The sequence below is a fragment of the Microcoleus sp. B13-B6 genome, from assembly GCF_036705405.1.
GTDB lineage: Bacteria > Cyanobacteriota > Cyanobacteriia > Cyanobacteriales > Microcoleaceae > Microcoleus.
The window spans coordinates 38,248-52,402 of the sequence record NZ_JAUBUJ010000029.1; the positions used below are offsets into that span (position 1 = coordinate 38,248).

At 44.5% G+C, this 14,155-nt stretch carries 11 protein-coding genes; 1 reads left to right on the forward strand and 10 read right to left on the reverse strand.

Going from position 1 to position 14,155, the window contains the following annotated elements; genetic code table 11:
- Nucleotides 1-75 precede the first annotated feature (75 nt).
- The gene (locus tag QUB35_RS15330) at nt 76-699 is read left to right on the forward strand and encodes a hypothetical protein (protein WP_333142713.1); all 624 of its coding nucleotides are present in this window, start codon (nt 76-78) and stop codon (nt 697-699) included.
- 87 nt (nt 700-786) lie between these two features.
- On the opposite strand, the gene QUB35_RS15335 is transcribed toward QUB35_RS15330, so the two are convergent.
- The 10 genes from QUB35_RS15335 to QUB35_RS15380 form a co-directional block, all read right to left on the reverse strand.
- Complete coding sequence (locus QUB35_RS15335) at nt 787-1,851, reverse strand: NAD-dependent epimerase/dehydratase family protein (protein WP_333142714.1); 1,065 nt, start codon at nt 1,849-1,851, stop codon at nt 787-789.
- Nucleotides 1,852-2,077: 226 nt separating this feature from the next.
- A complete protein-coding gene (locus QUB35_RS15340; protein ID WP_333102862.1) occupies nt 2,078-2,734 on the reverse strand; it encodes a Uma2 family endonuclease in 657 nt (218 codons plus the stop codon).
- A gap of 79 nt (nt 2,735-2,813) precedes the next feature.
- On the reverse strand, nt 2,814-3,008 hold the full coding sequence (locus tag QUB35_RS15345; RefSeq protein WP_333142715.1) for a hypothetical protein: 195 nt from the start codon (nt 3,006-3,008) through the stop codon (nt 2,814-2,816).
- On the reverse strand, nt 3,008-3,808 hold the full coding sequence (locus tag QUB35_RS15350; protein ID WP_333142716.1) for a glycosyltransferase family 2 protein: 801 nt from the start codon (nt 3,806-3,808) through the stop codon (nt 3,008-3,010). The genes QUB35_RS15345 and QUB35_RS15350 overlap by 1 nt, the downstream gene beginning before the upstream one ends.
- Nucleotides 3,805-4,326 (reverse strand): hypothetical protein, encoded by a 522-nt coding sequence (locus QUB35_RS15355; RefSeq protein ID WP_333142717.1) that lies wholly within the window; start codon nt 4,324-4,326, stop codon nt 3,805-3,807. Before QUB35_RS15355 ends, QUB35_RS15350 begins: the two co-directional genes overlap by 4 nt.
- 128 nt (nt 4,327-4,454) lie before the next feature.
- The gene (locus QUB35_RS15360; RefSeq protein ID WP_333142718.1) at nt 4,455-5,558 is read right to left on the reverse strand and encodes a hypothetical protein; all 1,104 of its coding nucleotides are present in this window, start codon (nt 5,556-5,558) and stop codon (nt 4,455-4,457) included.
- A gap of 172 nt (nt 5,559-5,730) precedes the next feature.
- Nucleotides 5,731-7,854 (reverse strand): hypothetical protein, encoded by a 2,124-nt coding sequence (locus QUB35_RS15365; RefSeq protein ID WP_333142719.1) that lies wholly within the window; start codon nt 7,852-7,854, stop codon nt 5,731-5,733.
- A gap of 222 nt (nt 7,855-8,076) precedes the next feature.
- The gene (locus tag QUB35_RS15370; protein ID WP_333142720.1) at nt 8,077-10,083 is read right to left on the reverse strand and encodes a chromosome partitioning protein ParA; all 2,007 of its coding nucleotides are present in this window, start codon (nt 10,081-10,083) and stop codon (nt 8,077-8,079) included.
- A gap of 52 nt (nt 10,084-10,135) precedes the next feature.
- Nucleotides 10,136-13,144, reverse strand: a complete 3,009-nt coding sequence (locus QUB35_RS15375; protein ID WP_333142721.1) for a peptidase domain-containing ABC transporter — start codon at nt 13,142-13,144, stop codon at nt 10,136-10,138.
- Nucleotides 13,145-13,276: 132 nt separating this feature from the next.
- A complete protein-coding gene (locus QUB35_RS15380) occupies nt 13,277-14,026 on the reverse strand; it encodes a peptidylprolyl isomerase (protein ID WP_333102856.1) in 750 nt (249 codons plus the stop codon).
- Between the last annotated feature and the right edge of the window lie 129 nt (nt 14,027-14,155).

Genomic DNA, 14,155 nt, shown 5'->3' on the forward strand with positions numbered 1-14,155 from the left:
GGCTATTCCTCATCTTCTAAGCTTGGAAAAATTGATATATAATGTACAAACAAATACATGGCGATTTCAAACAGAATGACCAAGCAAAAAATCTTACAGGAAGGTCGAGAATATACATTTCGTTCATACTTTGAGTTACCTTACGAAACGGATCAAATTTTAGCAGAATTTGATTACTCGCTGATCAAAACTGAGTTGTCTTTGCCGCATACCCCTAGGGAACTCGCAGAAATAGCTTTTCTCAAACAAAGAATTAAAGAAACTTTATTTTTTGTCAGTCTCAGCAGCGAAACAGCTAGAAGAGAATCATTAGTATCGCCAGTTTTGCTGGACATCATCCGGTACTGCAAATGTCAACTGCGATTTGAGTATACTCTCAACGTTAATAGCTGGTTAAAGGGAAATTTAGATTATTTCGTAAAATCCGAGCGAGAATTGCTAGTCATTGAAGCAAAGAACGACGATATGACTAGAGGATTTACCCAACTAGCTGTAGAATTGATTGCGATGTCTCACGTTGAAGAGCAAAATATCTTTTACGGTGCGGTGACAATGGGAGATGTCTGGCGATTTGGCAAGTTAGACCGAAATCAGCACACTATTTTTCAAGATATCAATTTGTTTAAAGTGCCTGACGATTTAGAGGATTTAATGAAAATAATGGTGGGAATTTTAGACGGGGATGAAATTTCGCCGTAGGGTGCGTCGGTTCTAGTCACTCAAATAGTGGCGAAATTTCCCATAGCGACGCACCCTACTATTTGCAATCTGCCATTAAAAAACTCCCTACAAAATCGAACTTAAAACCACCTCATTAGCAGCAATCCAATCATAAATATCCTGCAAAGCTGCTTCCGGCCCAATAACAGGCCGCCATCCTGTTTTCTCCATCACCCTAGAAGAATCCGTAATAAAAATCGGAATATCCCCCGCGCGTTCCTCCAAAACAGGGTTAATTGAAATCGATTTACCCGTAATCTTTTGGCACAAATCAGTTGTCTCAACTAAAGAAAGACTGTTGCTCAAACCGCCGCCCACATTAAAAACTTCGCCATCAAATTCAGGAAAATGTTCTAACTGATAATTAACTAACCTCAACAAATCTTCAACGTGCAGCAAATCCCTAACTTGCTTCCCACTGCCGCCAAAACCGATATAATTCAGCGACTTTTGAAAATAGTGAGCCGCCACCCACAAACCGCAAACTCCCTGATCTACTTTACCCATTTGCCAAGCACCGGTAATTAACCCGCAACGGTTAATAATTGCCGACACATTGTATGCTTCCCTGTATTCCTCAATCAGCAATTCCGAAGCTAATTTAGTTGCTCCGTAAAGCGAACGGTGTCCTTTTAATGGGAAGTCTTCTGATATGCCCAACTCAGATATACCGGGTAAAGTTTGCTCAGGGGCGATCGCAAATCTATTCGGCAACTCTAACAGCTTAACAGATTTGACACTGGCGATCGGATAAACCCGACTCGTAGACAAAAACAGCAAACTCGCACCCGTTTGTCTCGCCAACTCCAAAACATTCACAGTGCCCAGTAAATTCGTTTGCAAAACGTACTGAGGCGAACTAAAACCAGCCAGCACAGAAGGCTCCGCAGCACAATCTATAATGCAGTCAGCATTCAGTGCAACTGGATCTAAATCTGCCGCTGTACGAATATCCCCGTAAACAAACTGAATCCCCCAACTCTTAAGCCGCGGCAGATTCAATTCCGAGCCCCGGCGACGCAGGTTATCTAAACAAATTATTTGCCATTCCGGGTGCCGTTTCTTCAGGCCAATTGCCAAACAACTGCCGATGAAACCCGCACCACCCACAATTAAAATTCTCTCAGGCATTGACTCAACTTTCTTAGAGGATTAATTACTGCTGTTAAATTATTGAACAATGGGTGTTGAGGTATACCTCGCATTAAAACCGAATCATCTTTTTAATGAATTTTGACAACTATAGGACTGACGCACGGATGACCAGAAACCGGGTTTTTTGCGAAAATCCTTCGCTGCAATCCGCAGATTAGATAAAAAACCCGGTTTCTTTGGTCGGAAATGCGTAAGTCTTCAACTATTCTGGTTCAATGCCCAAAGCCCGCAACTGATTCGCTAATCGATTGGCCCGCTCCTGTGCTTGCAGTGCAGCTTCCTCTGGTGTAGCAACTAACTCACCATCTGGGGTAAAATAACGCAATTTCCCATCGTGAATTCCCAGATATAATTCTAGTACCTCACTCCACAATCTACCAAATTCATTGGCAATGATAGGTTGATATTCTTGACCGATTAAACGAAAACCGCTAAAATCTAAATCTTCAGGATCGAACCAAAAGTATTCGGGAGTTCTAAACCGATTCTGATATAATATCTTTTTTTCGTTGCGATCGACTCTTGCCGTAGAACTAGATAGCAATTCTATAATTAGATCGGGATATCTCCCCTCTTCTTCCCAAACTACCCAGGAACGACGCGGACGTTTTTCTGTGTTTGCGATCAGAAAAAAATCCGGACCGCGAAAATCCCGATTCCGCAATTGTTGCTGGCTGTAGTAAACCGTCAGGTTTGCTCCAATAAAAAAGTCGTGGCGCTCGCGCCATTGCCATTCCAAACAGGCAACTAATAATGCTAGTTGAATATAATGTAGGGAACTTTCCATTTCCGGTTCGTCACTTTCTAATTGACTGGCATCTGGCATCAATCTTGCCATTTCTTGGGCTGTAAAAACCATGACTCAATCCTCCCAATTTGGTATATTTTATAACCCAAACTTCCCCATCGCCTCTCTCGTCAAATTATCGCTGACTATCCTACTTTTTATCCCCTTCACCATTATAATCGGGAAACTCGATTTTGTACGCAATCCGCGAGAAGAGCGCAAAGTTGCCATGAATTTTTCCATCTCGCGAGAATATGCCAGGTAGGATGACGATTAACCGATCGCACTGATTATCTCCGATCTGCATCAAAGTATCAATAGCTGCGGTACCAAAATCATTAGTCATCATTCCTTCGCCGTCAAAACTTCCCTCCTTGAATTTGGCAATAAATCTAATTTCAATTCATTCATCTTTCTAGTCCGGTGGTAGTCGCCGCGAGAGAGATGTTTTTCCAGCCAAACGTACAAGACAATAAACAAATACCTACTGCCCATCTCTTTGATTTTCAGCTTAGAAATCCCAGCAGTCCGATTGTACCACCTCAAAGGAATTACCTTATAGGAAAAACCACGAACAATTGCTTTTAAAGGCAGTTCCACTGTCAAATTAAAATGATGGCTCAAAATCGGTTGTACGCCTTCAATTACTTCTCGGCGGTAAATTTTAAAAGCATTGGTGACATCGCTGTACCGCAAGCCGAAAATACTTTTGACAAACCAGTTTGCTAAGCGGTTAATTGCTAACTTGTGAATTGGATAATCAACTATCAAGCCACCTTTGATAAAGCGGGAACCGAAAACGCAATCATATCCTTCTTGCAACTTGCGGTATCCTGCTACCAAATCCATCGGATCGTCGGAAGCATCCGCCATCACAATTGCTGCTGCATCTCCGTCAAATTCCGCCAATCCCCGGCGCACAGCAAATCCGAAACCGTTGGGAGGCTGATTGTTGATGTATCTCACTGTGGGAAAAGTCTCTGACAACTCCTGGCAAATATCAATAGTTCGATCGACACTATTGTCATTCACAATCAAAATTTCGTGCGGAATGCCTTCTAAATCGAGCGTCTGGGCGATCGCCCGCACAGTACCGTACAAACAGCCCTCCTCATTGTGGGCTGGTATTATCACAGAAATTTTCACTCCTCATCCTCCACTTTTATCCTAGCGCCACCACGCAACCTGACAAATTGGTTGTCCACAGGATTATACACCCAAGCTTTAATTTCGGTTTGGGCGATCGGCAAATTTTTCGCCGAAAAATCCACAGCCCACCTCACGCGACTATACTGATTAGACCTTAACGCTTTGGCTACATCAGGGCTATCCAGAGTGACACAAGCATTGGCAAAAAATGATTTTTTGTCTGCCAATGATAGTAGCACGAGTGTGGGTTGTTGCTGGCGATCTGGCAGAATTGCCCAGCCTGTCACCCGGATGCGATCGTTGCTTTTGACAACTAAGGGTTTATCTATTGTCTGGGGGTTGTCAAGATAGCCGTAGTTTTCGCTATTATTGCTAATAAAAGCTACGTCTTTGGGGAAATGTCTAAACCCAATGCGATCGAGGACTTCTGCACGCTTTCTAATTAACAAAGGTTTTTCACCACTGAGCAGAAAGAGGCAGCTATCTTCTGATTCGTGAAATGGGGATTTTTCCATATAATTAATTAGCTCTAAGCAAGTTTTGATGCTTTGCTTGTAGGGAATATCAGCTTGAGCTTTGGCAATTGCAAACCCAGAATTGAGCGTGATTGTACCAGCTAAAATAACCGTAAAAACAGGATAAATCAGGCTACCAAAAGTTGCATTTTTTTTCTTTGGTTACATATAAATATATTACCAATCTGAACAAAAGCAATGATTAACAACAGAGAAGTTGTCGTATATCTCGATTCCAAAGCCTGTTCTACCCCGTATCGCACCCGACCAATCGTAATTGCAAGAGAACATAACAGAGAAAACAAACCAATTGATAGCCAGGGTGTTAGTTCTGTGATAGCAGGTACAAACTTGAACTGAGAGATTTTGAGAACTTTGATAACATATACACTTATACCAAAAAAACCGGAAAAAATGACTAAGCCTATAACCGCTGAAACCATCTGAAATCGGACAATTGGCGCACCGAGCAAGCTAAAAAAGTAATCGAATAGGAGGAATGGCTGTTCTTGCAAAGAATCTATTTGGTAATTCCCCTTTTTAGGATGATAATTAATTGTATATATAGCCAATAAAGCTACCCAAATGCTCACCCATCCTACCAATCGCTGGATTTTATCCTTTACTGTTCCTTCGAGGGCAAATAATGAAGGGATGACGGCGAGCCAAGATAGCAGGCCGTGGGCGGATGAAAGGCTAGCCACGAAACAGAATATGCCTGCTAAAAAAATTCTCTTTTTAGCAGATATTTGGGATTTTTTATTCAGCCAATATACCGCTAAAATAACACATAAATTAATCAAAAACCATGCTAATTGGAACCCCCACAGCCAGTTTTCTTCTTGAACGAGGGAAAAGACCAAAAAGCAGGTTAAAATATTTGTCAAATGGAACAGACGAGCGCTCACACCCTTGGCTGTGATCTCAGAGATTTTATAGAGGATACCAAAAGTTATGAGAGATAAAAAAATGCTAAAACATATTTCATAATTGATATTCCAATGGGATATAAACGCGAGTATAGTCATAATAATTTTTGGGACTGGTATCCGGTGGTTACTATGTAAAGCCCAAAAAGGTCTAAAGGTTAAAGTTCCCGCAGTCACTTTATCAAAAATAGGGACTAATGCCCATTGATCCCTAAAGGGAACATTGACGCTAAAAGCAGCTACAAACCAAATTACTAAGAGCACAGGAATCAGATAAAGAATCAGTAAGGTACTTTTTTTCATTATGTTTGCTTGGACAGGAAAGAGAAAAGAGTAATGATTCAGGTGCTTGATTAACACAACAAGCGAGAGGTTGTGTTCTATGTTTACGGATAACAGTGATAAACTGTTCTAAATCATAACAGGACTTGAGTAACAAGTTGAGCAAAACCAAAAAATCTATTGCATGAAATTTTTAGAGTTCCTCGACTCTCACTTGCTCCTCTCCCTTTAATTTGACAAACTGGTTGTCAACAGGATTATACACCCAAGCTTTAATTTCCGTTTGGGCGATCGGCAAATTATTATGCGACAAATCAACAGCCCACCTTGCATTATTGTATAACTCAGATTTTAAACTCTCAGCAATGTCGGGACTGTCCAAATTTACATAAGCGTTAGCAAAAAAAGATTGTTTATCGCCTACAGATAGCAGTACAATATTCGGCTGGTGCAATTTTTCTGGCCAAACCGCCCAACCCGCAGCCTTGACAGCATCATTTTGCTTAACAGTCAAGGATTTATCGGTAGTTTGAGGTTTGTCTAAATAACCGTAAATTTTCTCGGTATTAGAAATAAACTCTACATTTTTCGCGAACTTGAGCCAACCTATTTTGTCTATAATTGCAGCGCCTTCTCTCACCAGCCAAGTTTTTTTGCTCAGCACCCTCAAACAGCTTTCCGGCGAATTCTTAAAAAAATCCGAGGGTTCCAGATAGTTAATTAACTGCAAACAATCTTGAGCGCCTTGTTTGTAAAGAAGTGCCGATCTAGTTTGGGCGATCGCCTGTTGAGAGTTAAGAATAATTGTAGCAATTAACAGCCCTGCAACTACCCGATAAATAAATTTATAATTACGTTTTAACGTTGCTTTTGTTTCTTGATAATTGCCTCGGACAAACAATTGCCCTAGCTGAACCACAGCAATTAATAGCAAAATTGAATTAGTCGTATATCTAGACGATTCTAGCGCCTGAATTGCCCCAAATTCAGCCCTTCCCGCCGTAATAAACAGAGCCGATAAAACCGAAAAAAAACCTATTGACAGCCAAGGTAAAGCCTGATATGGCACTCCTAAATCAATATTGGAATGAGTATCTTGCCGTAATCCTAAATGAATTGTGGGATGGGCATCTTGCCCGTCCAGCGTCGCAGTCTGAACCACGTTCATAACTGAGTTGGGATTGCTATAGCTTTCCGAAATATCATTCCTATCTGTCATTGCCAGTGGCGAAGGAATCGCAGGGGCTGGAGATGGCTTCGCAGGGTTCCCAATGACAAAGAAATAGAATACCAAAAATAAGAAACTTGCAACTATTAGCAATCCAACTAATGCTGAAATTCCAGGTGATCGCACAATTGGCGAACCCAGCAAACTTAAAAAGTAATCAATCACCACAAACGGCTTATTCAACAATGAAATAATACTTGCTTTCCGGCTAGGATGATAATCAATTGAGTAAACAGCACAAGTTGCCAAAAACAGCAGCATCCAGACAATAACTCTTTTTCTTTTCTGCGCCGCATTTCCTTCTAAAGCCGCCACAGCCGGAATCGCAGCCAACCAAGAAAGCAAACCTTGGGCCAGGGAAAAACTCGCAATAAAGCAGAATCCAGCCGCAATCCATATTTGAATATCGTAGGGACACGGCAGTGGCGTGTCCGTACTCTGTTTGATCTGAGGTGTTGCATCATTCTCAATAACGGGCAAGATGCCCGTTCCACAAAAATTCAATGTTCTTGTGGAACGGGCATCTTGCCCGTTCCTAAATAGCTTATTGATCGTGGTGCAACATCTCTGTTTCATCCGATTAAAAACCGCTATATTAGGCAATAATTTGTGATTTGAAACCAGCGCATAAACCGCAGCGACAAAACAAAAATTGACTAAAAACCAAGCCAATTGAAATCCCCAAAGCCAGTTTTCGTGCTGAACTAGCGAGAAAAGCAAAATACAAGTTAAAATATTAGCTAAATGCCACAAATCATCCCCAACATTCTTAACTTGCATCGAGGATAACTTGTACATAGCGAGAAAAGTTATCGCAGCCAAACCTATGCTGAGACACAACTGATAATTAATATTCCATCGGGAAGCAAAAGCCAGCACCGCAATAATTATTTTAGGGAAAACTATGCGGTGATTGCTGTGCAAATCCCAAAAATCGTTAAAAGTTACATTTCCCGCAGCTATTTTTTCAAAAAGGCTAGCTAACCTCCACTCGTCATCAACGGGAACGTTAACGCTAAAATTCGCTACCAATCCGATTAAGAAGAGGACAGGAATTAGATATAAAGTAAATAAGATGATTTTTTTCATGAAAGTGCGATCGCACTGATTGTCATCACCATTTTATATCAAACCCGGTTAAATAATTTTTATCAAGTTTGTAGTGAAGATTTCACTCCTCATAGTTTGAGCCGGGACTTGCATTCGTTACTACAAACAAGTTGAAAAACATAACACATAGAAACCCGGTTTCTTGAAGAAACCGGGTTTCCGAACAGCCTCAAAGTCTCACGTTCAATTCGGTTAACCGAATTACTTAATAGTCTTGAACGTATCCATTTTCCCAGTAAATCGGTTGATAAACATCTGCAAGACACTCCGCTTGCCAATATTGATATTAGAACTCACGGACATTCCCGACTGCAAGTTAACCTCCACTTCATTTGCCTTGCCCTTGTTCAAAACAAACTTCTGATTTTTGAGCTTTATTTTGGTTTTGAAAGCGTAGTATTTCCGCAGTTCAGTAGGAGGCTCAGCATCGCTGCTAATCTCTATCACTTCACCCTCAGCAGTACCAAACTCCAGCGCCGGGAAAGCTTCTACATTCACTTCCACAGGCACGCATTGGTATTTCGTCAAACCCAGTTTCTCTCTGTTAACTTCCTTCTCTGGACAAACGCAACTTTTACCTATTTCGCAGTCAATCTTTTCTCCGTCTAATTGCTTGCCGTGATACTGCTCCAATTTTGCCCGCTTCTGTCTCAAAGCATCCAATACCAGAGCCACATTGCTGTTTTCCAGGTAAACCACTGCTTGCAGACCGTTGTCGTCATCCAAAACTTTGAGCAGCTTTTCAGTTTGCTGCGCTTCGTAATAAGCTTCTTCGCAGCGTGCTGGGCGCGGTTCGCCCGGTTTCACCACCGTATTAATAATGGATTGGCATATCGGATCTTTCGCCATATCCAACTTAGCTTTCTCCTTCGTAGAAGGTTTCAAATCGAAGATAACGCCAGATACCGGAGCCTTCATCACTTGAGTGTCGCGGTTTTGTTGAGCCTTTTCTAGCTGAGCGTTCACCTCGGACAACTTTTTCAGGTTTTCCACTTTGAAGCGGCTTAGCTGAGAATCGCTGCTGGCAATTTGTTTCTGGTTTTCAGCAATTTTGGTATAAAGTTCTTTCGCCCAGGTATCCTTGGTGTTTTTCAACTGTTCTTGGGCGCGGGCGATGGACTCCAGAAGGCGCGCTTGCTCTCCTTGGTGACGCTGTATTTCAGCAGTAATTTTTTGGATGTCACCTTGACGCGCGTTAATTTCGCCTCGGCGCGTATTGATTTCACCGAGGCGCGTGTTAATTTCGCCCCTGCGAGAGTTGATTTCACCTTCGCGCTGCTTGATTTGATCTTGCTGTTTGAGAACGTCGCTTTGGCCTCTGAAAACATCTTGTTCTTGACGTTCTTTTTGCAGTTCAGCGATGGCTCCTTCCTCCACCAGGGGGGCGAGTCTGCCTAGAATGTTTTGATTCGACTTCAATACTTGTTGGGATTTCGCTAACTGTTCTTGGGCCAAATCTCTCTGAGCCAGGGCTGATTTTACTTGCTCTTGCGAAGAACTTAACTGCTGCTGAGCATAATTTAATTGGTTCTGGGCAAAACCCAATTGTTGCTGTGCCACTGTCATTTGATCGCCGGCGGCTTTCTCAGCATCCTGAGCTTGCTTCAGTTGTTTTTCCAACTCCTGAACTTGGCCTTGAGCTGCGGCTACGCGAGACAGAAACTCCGATCGATAATTAACATAAAGTCCTTGCTGAGCAGCATCAAAATTTCCGCTAGCTCCCCTGTTGAGGTACAGTTCGTCAATCAAAGCTTGCAGCACTTGATTTTGTGCCGTGAGGCTCTGTCTGTCCTTGATAGTTGATTCTAGGTTAGAAGGAACAGCGCCTTGAATTTTGCCGTTGACAACATCTTCGTAAAATTTATTTTCCTTTTCCAGAGCTTCTTTAGTTTTCTGAATCGATGTTAAATCGGCGCTGGGTGCAAGGGGGTTGAAAGTGAGCAGAGGCTGGTTCTTTTCCACGCGATCGCCATTTTCAACGTGAAGTCTCACCACAGCGCCCGTAGCAGGTGCTTGGATGTCTCTAGCACCATCTTTGAACTCCAATTGGCCGACAGCGGGGACAGCTTGCTCTACGCTAGCAAAATAAGCCCAAACTACAGCAGAAGTGGTCATCAGCATGATCATCCACAAAAACAAGTGCGACCAAATCGCTGGTTTTTCGAGAATGACTGGTTGCTCAGAAAGTATTAACGATTTCATAGCCATTTGTTAGTTCTCAGTTGTTAATTGTTAGCGCTAAGTTGTGAGTTGTTAGATATCAGGTATTCGATGACTCTTGTTGTTGGAAGAGGCAGTAGTAACGCCCTTTAAGAGCCATTAATTCTTTATGAGTTCCCCGCTCGACTACAGAACCTTGATCCATCATAATAATTATGTCGGCGTTTTGGATTGTCGTCAGGCGGTGAGTAATGAAAAACACCGTGCGGCCGGCAAAAGCTTCTGCTAAGTTATTGCAAACTTGGCGTTCGGAATGGTAGTCGAGGGCGCTTGTAGCTTCGTCCAAAATCAGCAGTTTCGGGTTTTGCAAAATCGTCCGGGCGATCGCCAAACGCTGTCTTTGACCCCCAGAAAGCGACGAACCCCGCTCTCCGACTATCGTATTGTAGCCAGCAGGCAAGCCCATAATAAAATCGTGAGCCACCGCTAATTTCGCAGCTCGCACAATCTCATCCGTACTCGCATCGGGATTGCTCAGAGCAATATTTTCCTGTACCGAGCAGTTAAACAGCAAAGTATCTTGCAGCACCACCCCAAGTTGGCTGCGGAGCGAGTACAGTTCCACCTTGGCAATGTCGTACCCGTCAATAAAAATCCGGCCCGACAGCGGCGGATAAAGACGCTGCAACAGCTTCATCGCCGTACTTTTACCGGAACCGCTTCCCCCCACAATTCCCACAAAACTGCCAGGGGGAAATTCCAAATTCACATTAGCCAATTGCAGTGCCCCGCTTTCTAGAAATCGGAAGGAAACCTCCTCATAGGTAACCTGCCCTTGAATTGCCGGCAGCGGGATATTGCTGCGGTCTTCCTCGCTGGTTTCCGTCGGCGTATCGACGACATCCTTAAGCATATCGATCGACATTGAGACTTCTTGGAAACTCTGCCAGACGCTCACAAAACGCAGCAGCGAACCAGTCACGTTCCCGGAAATAATTCGGAAAGCAATCAACTGACCCAACGTAATCTCATTTCCCAGTACCAAATAAGCTCCCACCCACAACTGAGCTAAGTTACCCACCTGGTTTAAAAAGCTGCTAACCGTACCGGCCGTAGTCCCCGTGATAATTGTTTTAAAACTGGCTGTAATGTATTTTGCGTAGCGGCTCGACCACTCCCAACGGGATTTCAATTCAATATTTTGAGCCTTAACAGTTTGAATCCCGCTGACTACTTCCACTAAATAAGATTGAGAGTCAGCAAAACGGTTGTTTCTTTGTTTTATCAGGCGCAGCACCAGCGGATTGATTAGAACAATCATCAGCCCCAGTATCGGTACCACTGCCAAAGATACTGCAGTTAGCTGCACACTGTAAGAGAGCATAACGGCGACGTAAACCACCGAAAATACCGCATCGAGAACCACTGTCAGAGCTGTACTCGTCATGAATTCCCGAATCTGGCCCATCATGCTGAATTTGTATACCAAATCTCCGACGCGCCGATTGTCAAAGTAATTCTGGGGCAGCCGGAGCAAGTGGTCGATTACCTCTGCACTCAATTTGACATCAATGCGGTTTGAGGTATCTATAAACAAAAAGGTACGCAAACCGTTGAGCAGTCCTTCAAACAGGGCAACACCTAATAGAAATGCCCCCAAAATATCCAAGGTGTCAATGCTGCGCTGACCTAAGACTTTATCAATAATTACTTGGCTGATTAATGGGTTGGCAAGACCAAATAACTGTACAAAAAACGAAGCCAGCAACACCTCAAAAAACACTGTCTTGTGTTCCATGAGCGCCGGCACAAACCACCAGAAGCTGAACTGCTCTTTTTGCTCAACTTGCGGAGCTTGCAGCAGCAGGACTTCTCCCTGTTCGCCCCAGATTTCTTTAAACTGAGGTATCCGCTTCCGCATCAGCCCCTGTTCGGGCGTGGCCATCACCAATTCTTGCTCGGTGATGCTGTAAATAATGGCAAAGCTATCTTGCCATTTAATCATTACGGGAGCTTTGATGCGGTTGATTGCTTCTGCTGGGACTTGCGCCAATTGAGGCGTGAGGCCGATGCTTTGGGCGATCGCCCCGCAGGCTTGGATGCTGATGGAACCGGCGGTTTTTAACTGATTTTCTAGAACTTTGCGGATGATATCTCGACGAAATTTGAGGCCGAAATACTTGCTCAACATTTGGAAGCAAGCTAGCGGGGCGTCAATCTGCCCTTTGGCGCGGAAAACTGGGTATCTCGCCGCATCCTTTGTTTGGGGGTCGGTTTTGGGTTCTGGGGGACGGTCTGGGGCGTCTATAATGCTGAGCGATTTTCCGCCGGGCGGATTCGGCCCAGGGTCTACTATATCTGGCGTGGGATTTAATGGGTCTGTTTCTTGAGGTTCTGGGGGTTCCCGGAAGCCGACCAATCGCGCGCCGAGGCGGCCTTCTACTTTTAAGGATTTGGCTGCGTTTTCCACAGAGAAGCGGCTGCCGGTGGGAAAGTCGCCCAAGACGCCGCTGCTGACGAGCCAAACTCGATCGGGATCTAGCTCTTTGGCGATGTCTTGAGTTTTTTTGTTGCCGTTTGGCACGTTGACAACTGTCGCATCTTGCCAAGCTTGCAGGGTGAGTTCCTTGAGATTGGAAGTGCCGTCGGCTTGGCGCTGCAATTCCAGGCTCAACAGTTCAAATACTTCGCTCAAGGAACAGTGTTCGCGAAAGGCTTCTCCAAATGTCGGCTGTTTTTCCAGTACGCTCAGGAACTCTTCGGCAGGCAGGACGATCGCGATCACATCTGTAGAGGCGATCGCGGTTTCGCAGGGAACTCCCCTGAGCAATCCAGCCCAGCCGAGAATTTCCTTCGACTGCACCAAGCGTAAACTTACGTGGCGCTGCGAGCGCTGGTCAAACCCCAGCAGCCGGGCCTGGCCTTGATAGATAATTGCCACCTGAGTCGGCATTTTTTCCCGTTCAAACAGGGGTTGCCCCGTCCGGTAGCCAAGGAGTTGGCATTTAGCCACCAAGGCTGTCAGAGCCGTCTCTGACAGTCGGTCAAAGGGAGGTGTTTGAGCTAGGAAATCCTGAATTTGGGAGAGGGAAACAGCGGAAGAAGTCATCCAATTTTAGATTTTAGATTTTAGATTTTAGATTGAATCCACAGATGAATCCAGGGGGTTTTTGTCAGGATGCTACGCTTTTTCAAGTCTCCACGGATAAATCCGGGGGCCCCTGACCAACTTGCTTGATTGTCATGATATGGAAGACAGGGAGGAGAGGGGCTGTAGCGGGCCTATTTGCGCTATCTGTTCGGCGAGCCAGCTTTCAAATAGTTCGTTAATCAAGTGCAGCCGCATCGATTCATCGAGCTGGGCCGGCATGAACTTTTCTAGTCGAATAATTACCATCCATTCTGCCAGAGGACGCGGCGTCCAGAGTTGATTTGGCTGGCTGACGGACAAAAGTTTGCTGATTGCCGGGTGGGGCTGGGAGAGGGGTACTGGGCCCAACAAGCCGCCTGACTTGGACTCGGGCCCTTCGGAATAGTCGCGGGCCACTTCAGCAAAGGTTTGTTCGCCTTCGAGGATGCGAAAGTAAAGTTCGTTTGCCAGCGATGGATTTTTGGTGCGTACCAGGGAATAGACTACGTGGTCTAGGCTGGCTTTGCGGGTTAAAAAATAATTATCTACTTTAGGTCTCCAAGTGGCTTGCTTAAATTTTTCGATCAGCAAGGGCCTAACGGCCATCTCTTGAAGTTCTTCTTCCGTCATATTTTGACCGCGCAGCCAAGCTTCTTTGGCTTCCGGGGCTGTCAGTTGGTGTTGTGCCAGAAAGTTCTCCACGGCGGATTGGCGTTCTTCGTCGCTGCAACTAAAGGATGCGATCGCTTGGTCTACTATTACACCGCGCAAGAATTGCGGCATCAACTGGTACCGCTTCAGGAGCGATGGCATATCCTGAGCTTGCAGTAATTTATCGCCTATTTGAAAAAGTCCTGTCATTTTTTTATCTCCAACTGACTTGCGCTTCCCCTTTTAATTTAGCTGTGGCAGGAAAAGAGCGACAACCACTAACCCCTCGATTCCCCGATGATAGCAGACCGTCCGTGGGCTAGCGCTATTGCTGTCTAT